Genomic DNA, 21,999 nt, shown 5'->3' on the forward strand with positions numbered 1-21,999 from the left:
AGGACTAAACGCCGTGTCAAGTTATTCTGTCGACGAAATGCCAACAATGCACGGCGAGGGCCTGTTAATAACCCATGAAGATTAGACCTCCCTGCTCGCCTATTGGGATGGCCAAGCCCATGAAATGGCGGAGCTCAATCCCCCCTGCACCAATCGGCTGAACCCCGGCTCAGGGCCGGGGCAGGCTCTGGACAACGGTGGCCTGGCCAAGAGAAGGCACGTGAATGCCCCCGCGAGAAGCCGAGGTGCGGGCTTGTTCGGCGGGAGCGGAATCGTGGCCTACGGCCTATTCCAACACCTCCAGCTTGTCGAATTTCACGCCCACGCGCAATTCGTTGCGTACCACCAAGCGACCGTTCTGCGGGCGGAGGAAATAGAGCGCATCCACTTCGCTCACGGGCTCCGGGGCGGCGGTAATGGCCATGAAGCCGAGGTCGCGCGCCATGGTGAGCACGGCCTTCCGGTTCACGGCATCGAGTGAATGCACTTCGTCGAGGAAGAAGGGCACGCGTGAGAGCGGGGTGCGCTCCTTGGGGTCTTCCTTGAGCATGCTGCGCAGCACGAGCAGGTTGAAGAGCACCTTGATGGTGATGGCCGTGCCATGCGATTCCACCTGCAGGTTGTCGTAGTGGTGCACGCGGCCGCCCTTGATGGCCACGCTGAAGCGCAGGGTGAAGAGGTCGCCGTAGTTGAGCGTGATGCGCTCGCTGAGGCGGTTTCGGAAGCTCTGGTAGGCGGCATCGAGCTTCTTGCTGTCGTCGAACAGGCCGGTGTGGTCGGTCTCTGCGAGTTCCTTCAGCGGCTCCACCAGATCGCTCTGCTCCAGCACCTCCATGCGGAGGCTCTCGAGGTTGCTCACGCTCACGCTGCCGAAGCGCCGGTTCAATTGCTCGGCGGCCTGTTTGATGTCATGCAGGCCGTTCAGCACGTTGGCGAAGCTGGCGCGCAGCAGGTGCAGGTAGTTGTCCCAATCCTTCCGGAGCGCCTCCTCGAAGGCGGGCAGGCCGTCGAGCTGCTCCTTCATCAAGCGCACGGTATCGGCCTCGGTAGCGCCGATGATGTCGCCCTTCAGCACGTTCTCGATCTTGCTGCGCAGTCCATCCATCTCGCGGCTCAGGTCCTTGTGCTCTCCGGTGAGCTTCAGGTAGAGGGCGATGGCGTCCTCGGCATCGTTGGGCACGCTCATGGGCTCGTTGGGCTTTGCGGCCGGATCGGGCGGTAGCGCGCATTGCTCCATGAGGCGGAGCAAACGGTTGAAGCGCTCATCTTCCTTGTTCAGGGCATTGCGCTGCTCGTAGAGCTTCACGCTCAGCTCGTCGATCTTCTGGCGCGCCTCCACGCGTTGGGCTTCGGCACCGCCTTTCTCCTTGTTCAGCTCGCCGAGGCGCTTCTTCAGCTTCGGCTCATCCTGCCGCTCGGTCTGCAACCGGTCCCAGCGCGAAAGGCCATCCGCGATCCGGTCGCATTCGGCTTGTGCGGCATTGCGTTGCGTTACCAGGTGCTCTCGATTCTCAATCGCAGCCATCAGGTCCTGCAGGCGCTGCAGTTCATGCTTCTGGTCGGCGAGGGCCTTCTTCAGGGCCTTCACATCCACGAGTTCCTTCCAAACGCTGCTGTTGTCGGGCAGCGGCAGGCTCATGAGCTCGTCGCTGTATCGTCCTTCGGTGATGTTCTTGGCGAGCTCCTTCAGCAGCGCATCGACCTGCTTGCGCTTCTTCAGTTCGACGCCGCCTTTCTCTACGGGGAGCTTCAGCAGTTCCGCGTTGAACAGGCGCGAGAGGTCCTGCAGGGCTTTATCGTCGAGCGACCCGCGCAGCGTGGTGATCAGGGCATGATCGAATCCGGCGATGGCCTTCTCGGTGCTGGCCACGCGGTAATTCGCTTCCGCTAAAGCGCGCTCGGTGCGGGCGCGGTCGGCGCTCTGTGCGTTGCCGAAGCTGCGATCCAAGGCGGCGAGCTTCTCCTTTGCGTTGGCCAGGGCCTCCCGCTCCAAGGCCTCGGAAAAATCCTCGAGGCCCTTGCCCAGTTGCGCGATGCGCGCGAGGTCGCCATCGGCGCGGCCTTTCATGCCGGCGAGCTCGGCGATGCGGTCGTCGAGGTTCTGCAGCGCGGCCACCATGCCTTCCTTTTCGCGCTCAAGCAGTTCGGTCTTGGCCACGATGGCCTCTTTCACATGCAGGTTGTGGTCGTGGGCCTTGCGCCGCTTCTCCAGCAGCTCGGCATGCACGGTGGCCAGCCGGCCTTCGAGGTCCGAGCGCACGGCGCTGCGATCGATGTACAGGCGCAGGCGCTCTTGCTCCACCTTCAGCGTGTTCAACTTGAGGCGGCGGTCGCGGATGCGCTCGAACTCCTCGGTCATCAGTCGGTTCGATTCGAGGGCGGGCTTGCTGGGCGGGATGCTGGCGAGCATCAGCAGGCTGCGCTTCATCTCGTGCTGATCGATGCTGCGCAGGCTGAGCAGGTTCTTCAGCACCTCCTTGAAATGGCTGTAGCGCTCGTTCTCGGTGAGCTGCACAACGCCCAATCCGTTGCTCTCGCCTTTGGTGGCCACCAGGATGGCTTCGCGGTGCAGCTGCGGCTCCTTGAGTTCACGGTACTGCTTTCCCGCGAGGCGCGAGAGCACGTGCTTCGGCTCAGCCACGCGACCGTTCTCGCTGAGGTAGTCCGCCACATCGTAACCGCCGTTGTACGTGAAGCGCACGGGGTCACCAGCGCTGGCCTTGCTCACGCCGCGCCAGCCGAGCACGTAGGTGCCCGTGGGTCCCTGGCACTCGAAGAGCAGGTAACTGTAGTGGTCGGGGAAGTAGTACTCGCGCGTGGCCTCCATATCGTGGTCACCGAACACCATCTGGTTGCGATGATCCAGGTAGAGGAACTGGAGCGTATTGATCAACGTGGTCTTGCCTGCGTTGTTGGGTCCGACCAATTGCAGGGATGCGCCTAACTCGATCTCGGCGTAGTCGTAGCTGCCGGAGCGGATGGCGATGAGTTTCGTAGGTCCTATTTGCATGGTCTCTGGGTTAGCCGCAGAGGCGCAGAGGCGCCGGGGATGCTAGTGGTGTCTGTTGTTCGATCGGGATTCCGTTCGGCGTCTCTGCGCCTTCGAGGCTGCGATCAATTCAACTCGGGGTTGATGTCCTCGCCATCCTTCAGGGCGCTGCGGTGCTCGTGCTCGGCCACTTGGCTGATCTCATGGCACTTATCGAAAACGCGGTGGAAGGGGCGGAGGAAGCGGAAGGTGTCGTCGGGGAAGTACTCGGCCCAGCCCATGCGCGCCATGCTCTTGATCAGCTTGCGCATGCTGGCTTCATCATCGATGCCAACGGCTTTCATATGGGTCTTGAAGCGGTCGCTGGTGAGGTGCGGCAGTCCGGCTACGCTGAAGCGCTCGGTGAGCAGGTATTCCTCAACGGGCCTGCCGTCGTTCGCAGTGGCCTCGATCAGGATGAAGCAGAACACGGCGATGGGCGGAAGCGATGCCGGAGCCGGGGTTGATTCGGCGGTCTCGGTGCGGAAGTAGAAGAAGTCGCGCGGGTGGCGCACCAGGTCGAGGCCGAGCGGCTTGAAATACTCGGCGTAGGCATCGAAGCGCTCGGTGAGGGGGGCGTGCAGGTTGCCTTGCTCGTGCGTGATGTAGGCGCCTTGGCGCAGCTTATCGAAGATGTCCTTGACGTAGAGCAGCTCGTTCATGGCTTGCGGATGCTGATGGTGGTGGTCTCCAGTGCGCCGTCGCGGGTGCGGTATGATTTCGAAGCACCGTGCTTGAAGGTGATCTCGAGCGTGGGGTCGAACAGGATCTTGTTGAGCGCGAGCAGAGCGTCCGACGTTCCCTTTTCGGGGAAGCTCTTCACCATCCAATCGGTGAGGTCCTTCACGGGCAGGTTCGCGCTGAGCGCCTCGGGCAGCGCATTGAGCCAAAGCAGGCGCACGTAATCCGCTGGTGTATCCCCGTTCTCATCCATGCGCAATGCAGGCTGCGGCTGCGGCGGGTGCGCCGCCACATGGTGCACCGTGCGCTTGATCACGGCATCGGTGGGCGGGCTCTCGATGGGCGCACGGCCGGCCTGCGGCACATAGTGGGCCACCCAATCGTCGAGCTTCATATGGCGCAAGCGGCTCAGCGCCAAGGTGGCGCCGTGCGCGATGGCGCTGCTGCGGCGCAGCACTTCGTAGAGCGGCTGCAATTCCTTGCGGCTCTCGTTCAGTGTGTGGATCGCCCGGCGGCGAAGCGCACGGATCTGCCGCTCATTGCGAAGCAACGGCGCCAGCTCCGCGAAGATCCCGCCCTCGCGCGCAGCATGCAGCGCCACATCCAGCTCGTTCAGGGTCTCCACCAGTTGCCCATCCACGCGCACGATATCGACCAGCGGCTTCACGTACTGGTCCATGAGGCGCACGATGCGCAGGTAGCGCTCGCGCACGCTGACGCTGCTCCGATCGGCCTTGTAGCGCGCCACTTCGGCCATCACGGCGCGGTGCGTGGCATCCAGGTCCTCCTGCATGCGGCGCAGGGTGTGGTCCACCTCGGTGGCGGCCAAGCCAACGCTCAGGGCATCGAATGCCTGAGTGCCGCTCACGATGCGCTTGCGGGCGCTTTCGAGCGCCGCGGTGTATCCCTGGATGATCTCCGGGCTGGTGGGAAGCGCGTCGTCGTGCAGGTAATTCATCAGCTGCAGCAGGGGCTGCGCCAGCACGTAGTGGCTGCTGCCCTCTTCCAGCGGCACCAGGATCTGCAGTTCCAGCAGGCGCTCCCAAGTGGTCTCGGGCTGCTCGGTGGCAGTGTCACTGTGCGTGCGGATGAGCTGCCGCACTTGCGCCTCGCTCACGTCGCCTGGCCGCGTGGCGATGGCATGCAGCAAGGGCACGTGGCTGGCGCAGAAGTCGAAGAAGCGTTTCGGCTGTATCGGCATCGGTGCTTGCGAAAAGGTCCGTCCAGCATTGGAACGGACCTCTTTCTAGCGCGTGAAAGTAGCCGGGGCCTGTGCGCGGGGACGGGGGAGTTTTCGACAGGTGTTAGTAACGGCTGGGGTGCGTGACGGGGAGCAACGCAACGAACCCCAGCCTTTCGGCCGGGGTTCGCGCATTGAAGAGATGCGTTGGACGCGACTTACATCATGTCCATTCCGCCACCCATTCCACCATGACTGTGTGCCGGTGCCTTCTCTTCCTTCTCCTCGCTGATCACGCACTCGGTGGTGAGCAGCATCGCCGCGATGCTGGCTGCGTTCTCCAGGGCCACGCGGGTCACCTTGGTGGGGTCGATCACGCCAGTGGCGAAGAGGTTCTCGTACTCCTCGGTGCGGGCGTTGAAGCCGTAGTCGGCCTTTCCGTCGCGCACTTTCTGAACGATGATGCTGCCTTCCAAGCCTGCGTTCGCCACGATCTGACGCAGCGGCTCCTCGATGGCGCGGCGCACGATGGCCACGCCCGTGGTCTCATCGGCATTGCTGCCCTCGAGCTTCTCCAACGCCTTCTGCGCGCGGATGTAGGCTACGCCACCGCCGGGCACGATGCCTTCCTCCACCGCAGCGCGGGTGGCGTGCAGCGCATCGTCCACGCGGTCCTTCTTCTCTTTCATCTCCACTTCGGTGGCGGCACCGATGTAGAGCACGGCAACACCGCCGGCGAGTTTCGCCAAGCGCTCCTGCAGCTTCTCCTTGTCGTAGTCGCTCGTGGTGGTCTCGATCTGCGCCTTGATCTGGTTCACACGGCCGGTGATGTCGGCCTTCTTGCCGGCACCGTTCACGATGGTCGTGTTGTCCTTGTCGATGCTGATCTTCTCGGCCTTGCCAAGCATGCTGAGGTCGGCGTTCTCCAGCTTGAAGCCGCGCTCCTCGCTGATCACGGTGCCACCGGTGAGGATGGCGATGTCCTCGAGCATGGCCTTGCGGCGATCGCCGAAGCCCGGGGCTTTCACTGCGGCCACTTTCAGGGCGCCGCGGATCTTGTTCACCACCAGAGTGGCCAATGCCTCGCCGTCCACGTCCTCGCTGATGATCAGCAGGGGCTTGCCGGTCTGCGCGCTCTTTTCCAGGATGGGCAGCAGCTCTTTCATGCTGCTGATCTTCTTGTCGTAGATCAGGATGTAGGCGTTCTCCAGGTCCACCTCCATCTTCTCCGCGTTGGTCACGAAGTAGGGGCTGAGGTAGCCGCGATCGAACTGCATGCCTTCCACCACCTCCACCGTGGTGTCGGTGCCTTTGGCTTCTTCCACGGTTATCACGCCCTCCTTCTTCACCTTGGCCATGGCCTCGGCGATCAGGCTGCCGATGGTCTCATCACTATTGGCGCTGATGGTGGCCACCTGCTTGATCTTGTCGTTGTCGTCGCCCACGGTCTTGCTCATCTTCTTGAGCTCGCTGACCACAGCGATCACGGCCTTGTCGATGCCGCGCTTCAGGTCCATCGGATTCGCACCGGCGGCCACGTTCTTCAGGCCTGCGGTAACGATGGCCTGGGCCAGCACGGTGGCAGTGGTGGTGCCATCGCCAGCTTGATCGGCTGTCTTGCTGGCCACTTCCTTCAGCATCTGGGCGCCCATGTTCTCCACGGCGTCCTTCAGCTCGATCTCCTTGGCCACGGTAACGCCGTCCTTGGTCACTTGGGGCGCACCGAATTTCTTGTCGATGATCACGTTGCGGCCTTTGGGGCCGAGGGTCACCTTCACGGCATTCGCGAGGTGGTCAACGCCCCGCTTCAAGCGGTCGCGGGCGTCGATTTCGAATTGGATGTTCTTGGCTGCCATTTTCTGTGGGGGATTGTTGGGGCGGATGATTTCCCGCCCGTACGGTTCTTAGTTGAGGATGGCGTAGATGTCGCTTTCGCGCATGATCAGGTAGTCCTTGCCTTCGAGGCTGAGCTCGGTGCCGCTGTACTTGCCGTACAGGATCTCGTCACCGGCCTTCACGCTCAGGGGAGTCACTTTGCCGTCGTCGGCGATGCGGCCTGCACCAACGGCGATGATCTTGCCGCGCTGTGGCTTTTCCTTGGCCCTGTCGGGGATGATGATGCCACCCTTGGTGGTCTCTTCAGCGGGAGCGGCTTCGACGAGCACGCGGTCCGCCAACGGTTTCACTTTCGACATGTGTGTTGGGTTGATTGGGTTTAGGGGGTCTTTTCAAGACCGCGCCCCGCCGGACAACGTATGTGCCGTGCGGGGCGCGGGGTGCTTATCCTGCCAACTTTACGGAGATGCCTGACAGGCTTCAGGCGCTGCTGTCAGGCTGTCAAAGTCCGGATTCCGCATCATCGCCCTCGCCCTCAGCCGCCTCTTCGCCCTGGACTTCCTCACCAGCTGCTTCACCGGCTTGCTGCTCAATCGGGTCATCGAGCTTGCTGCCTGCCTTTGCGTTCGTTTGGATCCCGGCTGAAATCAAGCAGAGGACCATGAGGGCGCCGCTCAGGCTCCAAGTCGCTTTCTCAAGGAAGTCGGCGGTGCGCTGGACCCCGCCGATCTGCTGGGCACCAGTGAATCCGGCTGCGAGGCCGCCGCCTTTCGGGTTCTGGGCGAGCACCACCAAGGCCAAGAGGCCGCAGATGATGAGGATGATGACAGTGACAGCGGTGTACATGGTCAAGGGGTCTGTTGGGCCTCTGCGGCTTTGGAAAGGGCCGCGAAGTAAGCGCTTTTCTCAGGGTACTTCAACGCCAAGCGGCGGTAGGCCTCCATGGCCTTGGCGTAGTTGCCTTGCTGCTCATAGATGCGGGCCAAGGTCTCGGTTACCAGCCCTGCGCTGTCCTCGAGACTCTTCTTTCCCGCCTGTTGCGGGGTGAAGAACGCTGGTTTTGCAGGAATCTCCGGCGGTTGCTGGCGGATGAAGCGGTCAATCAGTGCCTTGGAATCCAGCGGTTGCACGCTATTCTCCGCAGGTAGCGATGCTTCAGGGAGTGGGTTGCCGGTCGCTGTGATCGGGGTTCCCGGCGTCACGATTTGGCGAGAAGCCTCATCGGCTATTGAGCTAGGGATGCCCGTGCCCGCAGACCCGGCCCGGTTCACTTGCACCGCACGCAGGTCAGCCGCATCGAGCCAAGCGCTGAATCGATGTCGGGCGTTCGGCGCCAAGGATCCCACGGCCGATTCGGCTTCGGGCAAGGCCGGCGAAAGCACTGGAGCAGGTACAGCGATGGGTTCCTTCCACGTGAGTTCGTATGCACGGGCCATGGCAGCCTTCACGTATTCTCCCTCCAGATCGTTCTCTGCAGGATGTTCCTCGGCCTCCGGTTGGGAAATGGCGGGTTCGGCTGGGTGGGTCGTAAGAACTTCCAGGCTGGTGGTTTGGGCTGCGGCTCCATTCAGATCAATTCCGGTGGAATCGACTTCAGCGAAGGCCTGCTCCGGAGCCAATGCTGTAGTCTCTGCAGCGGCTGCGGCCGACAATGCTCCCGCAAGGTTCTCGGCGGTGGCTTCCTTGGGCAATTCCGGCTCCGCTATGGGCGCGGCAACCAAGACGAACGGTGCTTCGGTCGCTTCAGGCACGGTTCTCACCACCCGCAATGGCGCAGGTTCCGCCACACGATTGGCCAGGTCGAAGAGCGCCTCTCGCGAAGGCAAATGCGCTGCGGCGGTGCGGAGGGTCTCATCGGCCAGTACCTGCCCGCTGAGCTGCTCGCCAGCGGCATGCAGCAGCCGCGCGCCGCTGAACCAGGGGTATTGCTGCGCCATGGCCTTCAGGTCGTTCAGGTCCTCGTGGACCATGCGGCCGGGCTCTTCCAGCAGTCGTGTCAGGCGCTCACGTTCCATCACCAGTTCCCCAAAGTGCGATCGAAGATATCCTGCGCCAGCTGCCTGCCTATTTCGATGACCAATTGGCTCTCTACAACCGTGAGGTCCTGGCTGCTGCTGTAGTCGGCGAATCGGCTCACGGTGAACTCCGTGTTCTTCTTCGGCTCTAAGGTGTTCACGAAAGTGATCGATGCCGTGACCGTGAGCCGGTTCAGCGCAGCGGTCTCGCTGGCTTGGATGCTGACCGGCTGCACATCGTAACCGGTGATGCTGCCGCTGTACTGAACGTCGCCTTCGCGCTGTGCGAGTTTCAAGCGCGTCTGCGCGAGCAGCAGGTCGCGCACGGTCTCCGTGATGCCTTGGGCAGCCGAGGGCGTGGCCAGGGGTGCGCGAGTCTCGAAGAGATCCACGCTCACGGTGCGGGCATTGCCGGCGTCTCCTCCGGAAAAGGAATAATTCACGCTGCAGGAGGGCAGGAGGCAAGAGGCAAGGGCAGGAAGCAGAAGCCACCTTCGACAACTGGCAACCTTCAACCTGCAACCTGTGGTTCTCAGGCCTTGCGAAGCGGCACCCCCCAACCATTCTACCTGCAACCTCATATGCCGTACTCCTTGATCTTGCGATACAGCGTGCGTTCGCTGATGCCGAGTTCATTCGCTGCCGCTTTGCGCCGATTGCGATGCTTGGCCAGGGCTTTAACGATCAGTTCCTTTTCCTTCTCGGTGAGGCTGAGGGTCTCTTCAACCTCGGAATGCTCGATATCCTCTTCGGACGCTCGTGAAGCGGGAACGATGCTCACGGTGCCGTAGGCAGGCTGCGGTGCATGCGGCAGCAGGATCTCCTCGCGCTGCATGCCGGTCATCATGGCCGGCAATGGCTGTCCTCCAGCCAGCACGTTCACTTTTTCCTTCAGCGCATTCAGGTCGCTCTTCATATCGAAGAGGAACTTGAAGATCAATTCGCGCTCGCTCACGCTGTCGCCATGGCCGCCGTTCGCGGATCCACTCAGGGGCACCAGCGCCGTACTCTCATCCGGCAAGTAGCTGCGCAGTGTGGCTGAGTCGATCTCGCGGGCGCGCTCGATCACGCTGATCTGTTCCACGATGTTGCGGAGCTGCCGCACGTTGCCGGGCCAGCGGTATTGGACGAGCAATTGCTGGGCATCCTCGCGCAGGGCGATCGGCGGGGCCTTGTACTTCGAGGCGGCCTGCTGCGCGAACCAGCGGAAGAGCAGATGGATGTCCTCTTTCCTGTCGCGCAGCGCAGGCATGTGGATGGGCACCGTGTTGAGGCGGTAGAAGAGGTCCTCACGGAAGATGCCGCGCGCCACGGCCTGCAGCATGTTCACGTTGGTTGCGGCCACCACGCGCACATTGGTCTTCTGCGGTTTGCTGCTGCCTACTCGGATGAACTCGCCGGCCTCCAGTACGCGGAGCAAGCGCACCTGCGTGCTCAAAGGCAGTTCGCCCACCTCGTCGAGGAAGAGCGTGCCGTTGTTGGCGGTCTCGAAGTAGCCCTTTCGCGCCTCATGCGCACCGGTGAAGCTGCCCTTCTCATGCCCGAAGAGCTCGCTGTCGATGGTGCCTTCGGGAATGGCACCGCAGTTCACCGCGTGATAAGGGCCGTGCTTGCGCGCGCTGTGGGCGTGGATGATCTTGCTCATCACCTCCTTGCCGGTGCCGCTCTCGCCTTGCACAAGTACACTGAGGTCGGTGGGCGCCACCTGCACAGCGATCTCAATGGCACGGTCCAACAAGGGCGATGCGCCGATGATCTCGAAGCGCTGTTTCACGGCCTGCACGTTCATGTGAGCACAGGTTGAAGGTTCAATATGTCAACGACTTCGCCTTGCAGGCTGCCTGCGGTGGAACCGGTGATCCGTGCTTGCACGAGATCGCCGGGCTTCAATTCCGTGCCGCCGTGCCGATGTGACACGATGACAATGCTGTTCTGCGTGTTGCGACCATAGAGGTGCTCAGCGCTTCGCTTGCTAACGCCTTCGATGAGCACCTCGTGCACCTCGCCGACATATCCGCGCAATCGCGCAGCGCTCTTCTCCTTCTGCAGGTCGATGATCTCCTGTAAACGTCGGCCCTTCACTTCATCGGGCACATCATCGGGGTACTTCCGCGCGGCCAAGGTCTTTGGTCGCTCGCTGTACTTGAACATGAAGGCCATGTCGTAACCTGTTTCGTTGATGAGGCTCAGTGTCTGTTGGTGGTCCTCTTCGGTCTCGCCGCAATAGCCCGCAATGATGTCCGTGCTGATCGCGCAGTCCGGCATGTGCCTCCGGATGCTCGCGATGCGCTGCAAATACCACGCTCGGTCGTAACCGCGGTTCATGCGCTTCAGCACCTCACTGCTGCCGCTCTGCACGGGCAGGTGAATGTATTTGCAGATGTTGTCGTAACGCGCCATCACCGCCAGCACTTTGTCGGTCATGTCCTTGGGATGGCTGGTGCTGTAGCGAATCCGCAGGGTAGGGCAGGCCAGCGCCACCATTTCCAGCAGATCGGCGAAATCAACTGTGGCTGGGCCATTGCTGGTAAGTCGACCCGTCCCGGCTCCGGGCCACGATGACAGGTCGACGGTTCCGGAGCTAGGGGTCAGCGCGGAGTTTTGATCATCTGATCGTCTGATCATCTGATCGTCTGATCTGAACTTGTAGCTATCCACGTTCTGCCCCAGCAGTGTCACCTCCTTGTACCCATCGCGAACCAGTTGCTCGCATTCGCGCACGATGGTCTGCGGGTCGCGGCTGCGCTCCCGTCCCCGCGTGAAGGGCACTACGCAGAAGGCGCACATGTTGTCGCAGCCGCGCATGATGGTGACGAAGGCCGTGACACCGTTCGTGTCCAGTCGGACCGGCTCGATCTCCGCGTAGGTCTCCTCGCGGCTGAGCAGCACATTCACGGCTTTCTGGCCGGTGCCCACCTTCTCCAGCAGCTCGGGGAGGGTGCGGTAGGCATCAGGACCCACCACCAGGTCCACCACTTTCTTCTTTTCCAGCAGGTCTTCCCGCATGCGCTCGGCCATGCAGCCCAGCACGCCCACCTTCAGGCCCTTGTTGCGGGCCTTCAGGTTGTTCATCTCGTTGATGCGCTGCAGCACGGTGTACTCGGCCTTCTCGCGGATGCTGCACGTGTTCAGCAGCACCAGATCGGCTTCCTCAGCGGACTTCACCGGAGTGTAGCCGTCCTTGGCCAGGATGCTCGCCACGACCTCGCTGTCGCTCACGTTCATCTGGCAGCCGTAGCTTTCGATGTAGACCCGCTTGTTCACGCCTTCCGGAAAGGGCGCCAAAGGTAGCGGGGCTAAGGGTTGGCTGACAGGGTGGCAGTGCGCCTAGCTGCCCTTCGCATCCTTCACCTTCCGCGCCTTCACCTCCTCCTTCAGCAATTTCCCGTCGGGCAGGAAGAAGAGCTCGGCCTTCTCCTTCTCGGTCTCCACCTTCACCTTGAAAAGACTCGCATGCTCCGGCGTGGCGTGCTCCTCGGCATCGTCGATCTTCCAAGTGCTGTATTTGCCGGCGATCAGCGCGCGATGCACCACCTTGGGCAGGTCTTCCTTCTTGATGTCGTGCTCGGTGCGCACCCAAGCGCCTTCGGTGGTGTACACGGCCGTGTGCTTCTCGCCCTTCAGCGTGAATTCCGCGCGGAAGAGCTTGGTGCCTTGTTTCCACTCCTTCACCGAGGCCTTGGGGTAGATCTGCGTGAGATGCGCCTTTGCTGAGGCTGGCGGCGTAACGACGACCGGCTTCTGTGCCAAGAGCTGAACGCTCGCGATGAGGGTGATTGCAGTGAGTCCGAAGCGCATGCTGGGGGTGAAGCTAGGATTGAATGAAGAGCGCCGCACCGCTATCGACCGGAGCCGATTCGAAGACCGCGGAGCCGGTTGAAGGTTCAACGGGCCAACCGCCTTCGCTCACTTCATCCCGATGAATTCCAAGCTCACGTCGATGCAAAATCAGAGCCCGGCCCGTTATCTGACTTCGACCAGGTTCTTCAGCTGCATATAGTTTCACGGGTCATGAAATCTGAGTTCGATAGCGCTTGATGGAAACCGAGATTCGCCCTTCCGAAGGATATTGGCCGTCCCGCTAAACGGTTTCTCGCCTTGTATCATCTTTGACCAATTGAGGGTCGTTGGCGTTTCTGATGACGGCCAATTGTCTGAGTTCATAGTGTTGGCGAGGCTTCGGCCGATTTCTCAAGTCGGATCATGTCTGATCAAGTCCACACAACAACTCGAAGCGGTTCGACCACCAGTCAACCAGCGTCCTTGCATCGAGTCTGGTTCCTTTTCCTTCTCGTGTTGCCGCTTAGCGCCTCAGCGCAGTTTCAGATTGGAGTCTCCGGCGGGACGTTTCTCTACGGATTCCGCGACGGGAGCGACTCCCGCGGCTTCACGGCGATCAAGCATGGTGCCCCATTCTCCGCTAGCGTGTGGTACAGGGAACGGCCTAAGGAGCGCACCGGCTTTGGCGCTGAGATCCAATACACCAAGCGGTCGTTTCAGGCGGAGTATTTCTACGGCGGGCTTGGGGGTGGGACCAACTTCAATCTCGAAGTGGATCTGAGCATGGTGCATCTCACTGCTGGACCAGAGTTCGTTCTGGATCCTGAAGGTTATTCCTTCCTTCGGTTGGGCCTTCAATTGGGCCTGGCCGTTGGGGGTGTTACCCGTGGCACTAGCAAGTCATGGAGCATGGGGTCTCAGGGCTATATAACCGATGAGGTCAGGTCGTCAGCCAGCAGGTTTTTCAAGCCGGATGCACGTTTGCAAGTCGGTTTCGGATTCGAGTTCGTCATTGCCGACCGTTGGGTTGGATCAGTGGACCCTTCTTACAGTTACGGCTTTGCGTCAATGACCAAGGGTCAAGCACCAACCCTAAGGACTTCAGAGTTCGGGGTCCGACTTTCCCTAGGGCGTCGGTATTCCGGCCGATCCATCTGGCAGATTCTCCGCCAAGGCTCACCAAAGCCAACTGGTTGACCCGCCTTCGCTTACTCCTTCCCGATGAACTCCAGGCTCACGCTGTTGATGCAGTAGCGCTGCCCCGTGGGTTTGGGTCCGTCATCGAAGATGTGGCCGAGGTGCGCATTGCAGCGGCCGCAGGTGGTCTCGGTGCGCACCATACCGTACGTGCGGTCCTCGTGGTAGTGAATGGCATCCTTGCGTGCTGCTTGGAAGAAGCTTGGCCAACCGCAGCTGCTGCTGAATTTCGCGTCCGCTTGGAAGAGGACGTTGCCGCACACCGCGCAGGCGTAGGTGCCGATGCCCTCGAAGTCCCAGTACTTGCCTGTGAAGGCGCGTTCGGTTCCTTTCTCGAAGGCGATGTAATAGAGATCGGCGGGCAGCAGCTTCTTCCATTCGCTCAGCGGAACGTTCAGCGTGGCGGTGTCGATGTGGGAGTAATGCGGGTTGCCGCTGTGGTCGTACTGGCTCATTTCGTTGGTGCTCATAGCGAGTTTCTTCGGGGCTTGTCCGTTGCTGTTGCCGCAGGCGGCGAGCAGCAGTGCTGCGGAAAGGATGAGGGGCGTGCGGTGCATGACCGGTGGTCGCAGTATGAATAGGTGCATGACAAAGGTGCTCGTTGCAACCAACGATTGAACCATGGGGTTGGATCGCCGGGCCCGCTAAATTTTCCTTCCCCTAAAGGGGAAGAGCAAGGCCGATTCGCCCCGCGCGATCCAAAACAGAGGAAGACGACCTTTTATTTGCCGCCCTTAATCGGTTCAGGCATGGCCAAGAAGAAGGAAGGAAGCGGCGACCTGGTGATCGTGGAGTCGCCAGCCAAGGCGAAGACCATTGAGAAATACCTCGGTGCTGGCTTCACCGTGCTCAGCAGCTACGGCCACGTCCGCGACCTGCCGGAGCGCGACCTGAGCGTAGATGTAGAGAACGGATTCGAGCCCACCTACATCATCCCGGACGACAAGAAAGGACGCCTGGCGGAACTGAAGAAAGCCAGCGACAAAGCCGCCATGGTGTGGCTCGCGACTGACGAAGACCGCGAAGGGGAGGCCATCAGCTGGCACTTGAAAGAAGCGCTCAAGCTCGGCGACGACAAGGTGAAGCGCATCACCTTCAACGAGATCACCAAGCAGGCCGTGACCAAGGCGATGGAGCATCCGCGCACCATTGACATCCATCTGGTGGACGCGCAACAGGCCCGCCGTGTGCTGGATCGCCTGGTGGGTTACGAGCTGAGCCCAGTGCTCTGGCGCAAAGTGAAGCCCAGCCTGAGTGCTGGCCGCGTGCAAAGCGTGGCCGTGCGCCTGATCGTGGAGCGCGAGCGCGAGATCCTCAGCTTCGATAGCAAGAGCGCATTCAAGGTCACTGCGGTGCTCATCACGGAGAAAGGCGCCACGGTAAAGGCGGAGCTGCCCGCACGCTTCGCCGCCGAGGCGGAGGCCATGGCCTTCCTGCAAGGCTGCATCGGCGCGGGCTACACGGTGAACGCGATCGAGAAGAAGCCCGGCAAGCGCACGCCAGCTGCGCCCTTCACCACGAGCACCTTGCAGCAGGAGGCCAGCCGCAAGCTCGGCTACGGCGTGGACCGCACCATGCGCATCGCCCAAGGGCTCTACGAGCAGGGGCATATCACCTACATGCGTACCGACTCGGTGAACCTGAGCGAGCAGGCCATCGGCGCAGCGGCCGCGCAGATCAGCACGCAGTACGGCGAGCGCTACAGCAAGAGCCGCCGTTTCACCAGCAAGAGCAAAGGCGCGCAAGAGGCTCACGAGGCCATCCGCCCCACCGACATGGCCGTGCGCAATGCCGGCAGCGACACCGATGCCGAGCGCCTGTACGACCTGATCTGGAAGCGCACGCTGGCCAGCCAGATGGCCGACGCCGAACTGGAGAAGACCGTGGTGGACATCACCATCAGCACGCGGCCCAATGAGCAGCTGCGCGCGCAGGGCGAAGTGATCCTCTTCGACGGTTTCCTCAAGGTGTACATGGAGGGCCGTGACGATGAGGGCGATGAGGAGCAGGAAGGCCTGTTGCCCGAAATGCGCCAAGGCGAAGCGCTGCAGCTGCGCGAGATGACCGCCACGCAGCGCTTCGATCGCGCCGCACCGCGCTACACCGAAGCAAGCCTGGTGAAGAAGCTCGAAGAACTCGGCATCGGCCGACCGAGCACCTACGCGCCCACCATCAGCACCGTGCAGAAGCGCGGCTACGTGGTGAAGGAGAGCCGCGATGGAACACCGCGCGCCTACCGCATCCTCACGCTGGCCGAGGGTGAAATCGCTGAGAAGACCGCCAGTGAGAATGCTGGCGCCGAGAAGCAGAAGCTCTTCCCCACGGACATCGGCATGGTGGTGAACGACTTCCTCGTGGAGCACTTCCCCAGCATCGTCGATCTCAACTTCACCGCCAAGGTGGAGGAGGAGTTCGATGTGATCGCGGAAGGAAAAGAGAACTGGCGCGAGATGATCGCTCGCTTCTACAAGCCCTTCCATGCCACGCTCGGAACGGTGAAGGACACGGCGGAACGAGCAACAGGTGCCCGCATCCTTGGCAAGGACCCTGTGAGCGGCAAGGACGTGGTGGCCCGCATCGGCCGCTTCGGTCCCATGATCCAGATCGGCAGCGCGGAAGATGAGGACAAGCCCCGCTTCGCCAGTCTGCGCAAGGACCAGAGCATCGCATCGGTCACCTTCGAAGAGGCCATGAACCTCTTCAAGTTGCCCCGCACCTTGGGCGAGCGCGATGGCGAGGTCTGTTCGGTAGGAATCGGCCGCTTCGGCCCCTATGTGCGATTAGGCAGCACCTATGCCAGCCTCACGCCGGAGGATGACCCGCTCGAGATCACCTTGGCTCGGGGCGTTGAGCTCATCGACCTCAAGAAGATCGCGAACGCCACGCGCGATCTGGGCGTGTACAAGGGCGAGATGATCGTTCAGGGCCGCGGCCGTTTCGGGCCATTCGTGAAGTTCGGGAAGACCTACGCCAACATCCCCAAGGGTGAGGAGCCATCTGCAGTGACCCTGGAGCGCGGCATCGAGCTCATCGAGGCGAAGCTTGCAGGAGCGCGGCAGAATGTGCTGAAGGAATTCGAGGGTTCTGAAATCCAGGTGCTGGCTGGCCGATATGGCCCTTACATCACCGACGGAAACAAGAACGCCAACGTGCCCAAGGACCAGAAGCCGGAGGAACTCACGCTTGAAGCGGCCACCTCGCTGCTGGCCGCTGCGCCGGACAAGAAGGGCGGGAAGAAAGGCGGACGCAAGGCCGCGAAGCCCGCTGCCAAGAGCGCGGCCAAGGCGCCGGTGAAAAAGGTGAGTAAGCCGGCGGCCAAGAAGAAATCCTAGTGCTGCTCACATCGCGCTGTGCGAAGTTGAGCCGGCAGCTTCTCACCATGTGGCCTCTCTACAGGTCATTTTCGCCAGCGCTCTCCGGCCCGGCCCGGACACGCCCACATGGACATCAGCATCTACTTCCGACCCTCTGAACGCTTCGGGCGAAACCGGCCGGAATGGGCCGCCAACACCTTGGGCGACAGCACGTCCTTCTTCACGCACGGGAAGGACTTCCCTTCGTTGGAAGGGAAACAGGTTGCGCTCTTCGGGGTTCTCGATGACCCCGGCCATGCTCGACCGAGAGCATGCGTGAAAGCTCCGGACGCCATCCGCACCGAGCTCTATCAACTGCATCAGCCTGCATCGCCGGTTCAACTGGTTGATCTGGGCGACATCCAAGCCGGGGCTACTGCCGCCGACACACAGCACGCCGTGGCCGAGACCTTGGCTGAACTCATGCGCATGAACATTGTTCCCGTGCTTCTGGGAGGAGGGCAGGGGCACACCTTCAGCCAGTACCTCGCCTATGAAAGGCTTGAACGCACCGCGAACCTCGCTTGCATCGACAACCGCTTCGATCTCGGTGATCCCGGCCAGGCGCTGGCGGACACCAGCTACCTCAGCCACATCGTGCTTCGACAGCCTAATTACCTCTTCAACTACAGCAACCTGGGCTACCAGACCTACTTCGTGGATCAGCCGGGGATAGAATTGATGGAACGGCTCCTGTTCGACACCCATCGTTTGGGCGAACTCCGTCAAGGCATCGCTGATGCTGAACCGGTGCTTCGCAATGCCGATACCCTTAGCGTGGACATGAGCGCAATCCGCCGCGCCGACGCCCCTGGCAGTACCCGTCCCGGCCCCAATGGCTTCGCTGGCGATGAGGCCTGCCAACTCATGCGCTATGCCGGTGTGAGTGAGAAGGTCACCTCCGTTGGCATCTATGAACTGGACCCAGACCGCGATACGGAAGGCATCACTGCACAGCTGGCCGCACAAATGGTGTGGTGCTTCCTCGATGGCTTCCGCAGCCGTACGAATGATCTGCCCTGGCTCGACCGCAAGCGATTCACGCGGTTCCGGATACCTATCCGCGGCCATGAGCAGGAATTGGTGTTCTTCAAGAGTTCGGTGAGCGACCGCTGGTGGATGGACGTACCCTACAAAGCGGAGCAGGAAGCGCGCTTCGAGCGGCACCATCTGGTGCCGTGTTCCTACTCGGATTACCAAGCAGCCTGTCGGGAGGAGGTGCCCGACCGCTGGTGGCGCACGTTCCAGAAGCTGGCTTGAGCCGTCCCGAGCAATCGCGCTTACCCAACGCTTAATCCCGCGCTGGGCTTAACAGGAATTTGCAGGTAAGGGGAATTGCTATATTGGCGCCGGTTCTGGGGCAGGCTGGTCCTGTCCCATCGTGTGTCAGGCTCCAAACCGAACGGAAAACAGCATGAGGGGGATAGTCACTGCAATCTGCTGCGCGGCATTCGCGGGCGCCACATTCGCCCAGCAAGACCCGAAGTTCACGCAGTACATGTTCGACCGGCTTTCCATCAATCCGGGCGTGGCCGGCACATCTGGAGAGTTGTGCGGCACCCTGATGCTTCGCCAGCAATGGACCGGATTTGATGGCGCACCTAAGACAGCTCTGCTCAATGCACATGGAAAGATTGCCCGGATCAGTTCAGGCGTGGGTCTTTCGGTCTTCATGGATGAGCTTGGACAGCAGAAGAGCACCTACGCGCGCCTGAGTTATTCCTTTCACCGCAGGCTGGGCCCAGGGACGCTCGGAATCGGCTTGGCCGCAGGCATGATGAGCCACACCCTCGGCAATAAGTGGATCGCCACCGATGGAGTACCAGGCGACAACGCCATCCCGGCTAACGGCAATACGGATATGGGCTGGGATCTTGCAGCCGGACTCTATTACACGAGCCCGACCCTGTGGGCGGGAATCAGTAGCACGCACCTTACGGAAGTGGAACTGCGCAATGTGAGCATCCAACAGCGCCGCCACTATTTCGTTCAAGCCGGTTACAACTGGAAGATCAAGGGCAACCAGAAGTATGTCTTGCAGCCGAGTGCACTTGTCAAGATGGATGGCACCTCGACCCAGTTCGATCTGACGGCCAACTTCCTCTATAATAACATGGTGTGGCTGGGCGTTTCGTATAGTACGAGCGACTTCATTGCACCGCTCATCGGCTATCAGTTCAAGCCCACCACGAAGTCGATGCTCAGGATCGGCTACAGCTACGACGTAACCACCTCGAAACTCCGGAATTACAGCAGTGGCAGCCATGAAATCATGGTTAACTTCTGCACCTTGCTCGTGAAGCCGCCTAGTGTGCAGCGCCACAGCAGCGTTCGTTTCCTCTGAACCATCGAAACCACTGAACCTCAACTGCCGTAAAGTGACTGGCTCAAGGTGTTCGCTTACCCGAAATGCCTGAAAGCCAGGGGTCCCTGCAAGGAAGAACAGATCGGCAAAACAGGAAGAACATGCAACGTCCCATCTTGTATCTCGGTGCCATAGGCTTGCTGGCGAGCTGTGGCGGAGGCGGTCAGGGGCAACTGACCGGTGCGCTGGGCAGGCCCGGCTGGTTCCAGATTGATCCCTATGGGATGAACTACATCCCTATGGGCAGCTACGTCATGGGTCCGAGCGATCAGGACGTTCCCTATGCCATCAATAACAAGAGCAAAACCGTCTCGGTGCAGGCCTTCTACATCGACCAGACGGAGATAACCAACAACGAGTACCGCCAATTCGTGGAGTATGTCCGCGACTCCATCGCCAAGCGGATCCTCGGCGATGAGGACATCGGGGAGCACGTCACCACTGAAGACGAATTCGGTGAGGAACTTGATCCTGCCGTGCTGAATTGGAGGACCAAGATCAACTGGTGGGGGGATGAAGAGCGTGAGGCATTGGCTGATATGTACCTCAGCGAGAGCGAGCGCTTCTATCGCCGCAAGGAGATCGATTCGCGCAAGCTGATGTTCGAGTATTACTGGATTGACCTTAAGGAAGCGGCGCGAAAGGGCACTCCGAGCAATTGGGCCCGGGATTTGGACCTCAGTTACACCAATACCAAAGGCCAGAATAACGCCATTCGCGGTCACAGCGACCGGAGCAAGTTCATCATCAAGGAGGTGATCAATGTTTACCCGGACACCTTGGTCTGGGTGCATGACTTCACCTATTCGTTCAATGAGCCGATGACGGAGAATTATTTCTGGCATCCGGCATACGACGATTATCCGGTCGTCGGGATCACATGGGTGCAGGCCACGGCATTCAATGTCTGGCGTACCCAGCTGATGAATAGCTGGCTCGAGCACAATGGCGAAGCTTACGTCAATCGCTTCCGGTTGCCTACGGAAGCCGAATGGGAATACGCGTCGCGTGGCGGATTGGACTTGGCTCCCTATCCCTGGGGCGGACCATATGTGCGTAACCGCCAAGGCTGCTTCTTGGGCAACTTCAAGCCCTTGCATGGGAACTATGTTGATGATGGAGGTTTCCACACCGTGCCGGTGAACAGTTACACCCCTAACGACTACGGTCTTTATCAGATGGCCGGCAACGTGAGCGAGTGGACGAGCACGGCATACGACGAGAGCGTGTATGACTTTGCCCACGATCTCAATCCGGAGTACGCCTACGATGCGCTTGCAACAGATGCCCCTTCGCTGAAGCGCAAGGTGATTCGCGGAGGCTCGTGGAAGGACATTGGCTATTACATGCAGACCGGCACGCGCAGCTACGAGTATCAGGACACGACCAAGGCCTATATCGGCTTCCGGTCGGTGATGACCTACTTGGGTCGCGGCAAGGCCGTGAACGCCGAAGACCTCTAGATTCCTACTGTGAACCGCGGCCGTTACTGAACCAGCGCTGCCGCATTCAACAGCCATTCCCAACTCCAGACGAACCATTTAAACGCAAGGACGAACGATGAAACCCGGCAGCAAGAAGTGGAAGAACTTCATGGCCAAACTGTACGGAATCGGTGCAGCGGTCGTGATCGTAGGGGCGCTTTTCAAGATTCAGCACTGGCCCTTGGCTGACTTTTTCCTCATCCTCGGTTTGAGTACCGAGGCGATTATCTTCTTCTTCTCGGCTTTCGAGCCGCCGCATGAGGATCCGGATTGGAGCTTGGTGTATCCGGAATTGGCCACCGGCGAAAAGGCTGAAGGGGATGATTTCAAGAAGGAGGACCAGCGTTCCATTACGGAGCAGCTTGACGACATGCTCGAAAGCGCCAAGATTGAGCCTGAGCTCATCGCCAGCCTTGGCGATGGCATGCGCAGCCTGAGCGACAATGCCAAGAGCATGGGCCAGATTACCAGCGCGGCCTCGGCCACCAATGATTACACCACCAGCCTGAAGGATGCCGCGAGCAAGGTGAGCAGCCTGGGTGAGACCTACATGAAGGCCAGCGAGAGCCTTACCGGCCTCACGCAGAACGTGGAGGCTGGCCGGAATGCCGGGGATGGCCTGCGCCAGATGAGCCAGAACCTGACGGCATTGAATGAGATGTATGAGCTGCAGCTGAAGACCAGCCGTGAGAAGCTCGAGGCCGCGAACCAGATGTTCGAGGGCATGGGCGAGATGATGACCAACCTGAAGAACTCGGTGGACGACACCAAGCGCTACAAGGAGAACATCGCTGTGCTCAGCGACAACCTCGCTAAGCTCAATACTGTTTACGGCAACATGCTCAGCGCCATGCGCGTGAACTGATCCTCCCAAGCCATAACCGAAATCACAAACGACCTGAACCATGGCTGGTGGTAATCTGTCCCCGAGACAGAAAATGATCAACATGATGTACTTGGTGCTGACGGCGCTTCTTGCGCTGAACGTATCCAAGGAGATCCTCGACAGCTTCGTGACGGTGAACAACGGCTTGGAGACCACCAAGCTCTCGCTCAACGAGAAGATGGCTGTGCAGTACA

At 60.7% G+C, this 21,999-nt stretch carries 19 protein-coding genes; 7 read left to right on the forward strand and 12 right to left on the reverse strand.

The features are described 5' to 3' along the window. Positions 1–286: 286 nt before the first annotated feature. The 11 genes from IPK70_17120 to IPK70_17170 form a co-directional block, all read right to left on the reverse strand. The gene (locus IPK70_17120; GenBank protein ID MBK8228886.1) at positions 287–3,010 is read right to left on the reverse strand and encodes a hypothetical protein; all 2,724 of its coding nucleotides are present in this window, start codon (positions 3,008–3,010) and stop codon (positions 287–289) included. 104 nt (positions 3,011–3,114) lie between these two features. Next, a complete protein-coding gene (locus IPK70_17125) occupies positions 3,115–3,690 on the reverse strand; it encodes a hypothetical protein (GenBank protein ID MBK8228887.1) in 576 nt (191 codons plus the stop codon). Then, a complete protein-coding gene (locus tag IPK70_17130; protein MBK8228888.1) occupies positions 3,687–4,910 on the reverse strand; it encodes a hypothetical protein in 1,224 nt (407 codons plus the stop codon). Before IPK70_17130 ends, IPK70_17125 begins: the two co-directional genes overlap by 4 nt. 197 nt (positions 4,911–5,107) lie before the next feature. Then, a complete protein-coding gene (gene groL, locus IPK70_17135) occupies positions 5,108–6,745 on the reverse strand; it encodes a chaperonin GroEL (GenBank protein ID MBK8228889.1) in 1,638 nt (545 codons plus the stop codon). 48 nt (positions 6,746–6,793) lie between these two features. After that, positions 6,794–7,084, reverse strand: coding sequence for a co-chaperone GroES (gene groES / locus IPK70_17140; GenBank protein MBK8228890.1), 291 nt, complete (start codon positions 7,082–7,084; stop codon positions 6,794–6,796). 142 nt (positions 7,085–7,226) lie between these two features. Further along, on the reverse strand, positions 7,227–7,571 hold the full coding sequence (secG, locus tag IPK70_17145) for a preprotein translocase subunit SecG (GenBank protein MBK8228891.1): 345 nt from the start codon (positions 7,569–7,571) through the stop codon (positions 7,227–7,229). Between the two features lie 2 nt (positions 7,572–7,573). Further along, entirely contained in the window at positions 7,574–8,740 is a 1,167-nt protein-coding gene (locus tag IPK70_17150; protein ID MBK8228892.1) for a hypothetical protein, read from the reverse strand. Next, on the reverse strand, positions 8,740–9,183 hold the full coding sequence (locus IPK70_17155) for an LptE family protein (GenBank protein MBK8228893.1): 444 nt from the start codon (positions 9,181–9,183) through the stop codon (positions 8,740–8,742). Before IPK70_17155 ends, IPK70_17150 begins: the two co-directional genes overlap by 1 nt. Before the next feature lie 134 nt (positions 9,184–9,317). Continuing rightward, positions 9,318–10,529 carry a sigma-54-dependent Fis family transcriptional regulator gene (locus IPK70_17160; protein MBK8228894.1) on the reverse strand — a complete coding sequence of 404 codons (1,212 nt, stop codon included), beginning with the start codon at positions 10,527–10,529 and terminating at the stop codon, positions 9,318–9,320. Then, positions 10,526–11,965: a tRNA (N6-isopentenyl adenosine(37)-C2)-methylthiotransferase MiaB gene (gene miaB / locus IPK70_17165; protein ID MBK8228895.1), complete on the reverse strand. Its 1,440-nt coding sequence runs from the start codon at positions 11,963–11,965 to the stop codon at positions 10,526–10,528. Before miaB ends, IPK70_17160 begins: the two co-directional genes overlap by 4 nt. Before the next feature lie 102 nt (positions 11,966–12,067). Continuing rightward, positions 12,068–12,538, reverse strand: a complete 471-nt coding sequence (locus IPK70_17170) for a PepSY-like domain-containing protein (protein ID MBK8228896.1) — start codon at positions 12,536–12,538, stop codon at positions 12,068–12,070. A 405-nt stretch (positions 12,539–12,943) separates the two neighbouring features. Between IPK70_17170 and IPK70_17175 the strand changes: the two genes are divergently transcribed. After that, positions 12,944–13,717 carry an outer membrane beta-barrel protein gene (locus IPK70_17175; protein ID MBK8228897.1) on the forward strand — a complete coding sequence of 258 codons (774 nt, stop codon included), beginning with the start codon at positions 12,944–12,946 and terminating at the stop codon, positions 13,715–13,717. Between the two features lie 11 nt (positions 13,718–13,728). On the opposite strand, the gene msrB is transcribed toward IPK70_17175, so the two are convergent. After that, entirely contained in the window at positions 13,729–14,187 is a 459-nt protein-coding gene (gene msrB, locus IPK70_17180; protein ID MBK8228898.1) for a peptide-methionine (R)-S-oxide reductase MsrB, read from the reverse strand. A 279-nt stretch (positions 14,188–14,466) separates the two neighbouring features. Between msrB and topA the strand changes: the two genes are divergently transcribed. The 6 genes from topA to IPK70_17210 form a co-directional block, all read left to right on the forward strand. Further along, a complete protein-coding gene (gene topA / locus IPK70_17185) occupies positions 14,467–17,049 on the forward strand; it encodes a type I DNA topoisomerase (protein ID MBK8228899.1) in 2,583 nt (860 codons plus the stop codon). 108 nt (positions 17,050–17,157) lie between these two features. After that, the gene (locus IPK70_17190; GenBank protein ID MBK8228900.1) at positions 17,158–18,330 is read left to right on the forward strand and encodes a formimidoylglutamase; all 1,173 of its coding nucleotides are present in this window, start codon (positions 17,158–17,160) and stop codon (positions 18,328–18,330) included. Between the two features lie 154 nt (positions 18,331–18,484). Next, positions 18,485–19,414 carry a type IX secretion system membrane protein PorP/SprF gene (locus tag IPK70_17195; GenBank protein MBK8228901.1) on the forward strand — a complete coding sequence of 310 codons (930 nt, stop codon included), beginning with the start codon at positions 18,485–18,487 and terminating at the stop codon, positions 19,412–19,414. A 122-nt stretch (positions 19,415–19,536) separates the two neighbouring features. Next, positions 19,537–20,898, forward strand: coding sequence for an SUMF1/EgtB/PvdO family nonheme iron enzyme (locus tag IPK70_17200; protein MBK8228902.1), 1,362 nt, complete (start codon positions 19,537–19,539; stop codon positions 20,896–20,898). Between the two features lie 130 nt (positions 20,899–21,028). Next, the gene (gene gldL / locus IPK70_17205) at positions 21,029–21,784 is read left to right on the forward strand and encodes a gliding motility protein GldL (protein ID MBK8228903.1); all 756 of its coding nucleotides are present in this window, start codon (positions 21,029–21,031) and stop codon (positions 21,782–21,784) included. Positions 21,785–21,857: 73 nt separating this feature from the next. Beyond that, a partial coding sequence (locus IPK70_17210) for a hypothetical protein (protein MBK8228904.1) occupies positions 21,858–21,999 on the forward strand: 142 nt, incomplete at its 3' end.

Source organism: Flavobacteriales bacterium (assembly GCA_016712535.1).
Taxonomy (GTDB): Bacteria; Bacteroidota; Bacteroidia; order Flavobacteriales_F; family PHOS-HE28; genus PHOS-HE28.

Bases quoted from the DNA above. Each gene is read 5' to 3' on its own strand.
- IPK70_17120 (MBK8228886.1), bottom strand. From the start codon at position 3,010: ATGCAAATAGGACCTACGAAACTCATCGCCATCCGCTCCGGCAGCTAC.
- topA (MBK8228899.1), top strand. From the start codon at position 14,467: ATGGCCAAGAAGAAGGAAGGAAGCGGCGACCTGGTGATCGTGGAGTCG.
- groL (MBK8228889.1), bottom strand. From the start codon at position 6,745: ATGGCAGCCAAGAACATCCAATTCGAAATCGACGCCCGCGACCGCTTG.
- IPK70_17150 (MBK8228892.1), bottom strand. From the start codon at position 8,740: ATGGAACGTGAGCGCCTGACACGACTGCTGGAAGAGCCCGGCCGCATG.
- IPK70_17195 (MBK8228901.1), top strand. From the start codon at position 18,485: ATGAGGGGGATAGTCACTGCAATCTGCTGCGCGGCATTCGCGGGCGCC.
- miaB (MBK8228895.1), bottom strand. From the start codon at position 11,965: ATGAACGTGAGCGACAGCGAGGTCGTGGCGAGCATCCTGGCCAAGGAC.
- IPK70_17130 (MBK8228888.1), bottom strand. From the start codon at position 4,910: ATGCCGATACAGCCGAAACGCTTCTTCGACTTCTGCGCCAGCCACGTG.
- IPK70_17125 (MBK8228887.1), bottom strand. From the start codon at position 3,690: ATGAACGAGCTGCTCTACGTCAAGGACATCTTCGATAAGCTGCGCCAA.
- groES (MBK8228890.1), bottom strand. From the start codon at position 7,084: ATGTCGAAAGTGAAACCGTTGGCGGACCGCGTGCTCGTCGAAGCCGCT.
- msrB (MBK8228898.1), bottom strand. From the start codon at position 14,187: ATGAGCACCAACGAAATGAGCCAGTACGACCACAGCGGCAACCCGCAT.
- IPK70_17200 (MBK8228902.1), top strand. From the start codon at position 19,537: ATGCAACGTCCCATCTTGTATCTCGGTGCCATAGGCTTGCTGGCGAGC.
- secG (MBK8228891.1), bottom strand. From the start codon at position 7,571: ATGTACACCGCTGTCACTGTCATCATCCTCATCATCTGCGGCCTCTTG.
- IPK70_17190 (MBK8228900.1), top strand. From the start codon at position 17,158: ATGGACATCAGCATCTACTTCCGACCCTCTGAACGCTTCGGGCGAAAC.
- IPK70_17175 (MBK8228897.1), top strand. From the start codon at position 12,944: ATGTCTGATCAAGTCCACACAACAACTCGAAGCGGTTCGACCACCAGT.
- IPK70_17170 (MBK8228896.1), bottom strand. From the start codon at position 12,538: ATGCGCTTCGGACTCACTGCAATCACCCTCATCGCGAGCGTTCAGCTC.
- IPK70_17160 (MBK8228894.1), bottom strand. From the start codon at position 10,529: ATGAACGTGCAGGCCGTGAAACAGCGCTTCGAGATCATCGGCGCATCG.
- gldL (MBK8228903.1), top strand. From the start codon at position 21,029: ATGGCCAAACTGTACGGAATCGGTGCAGCGGTCGTGATCGTAGGGGCG.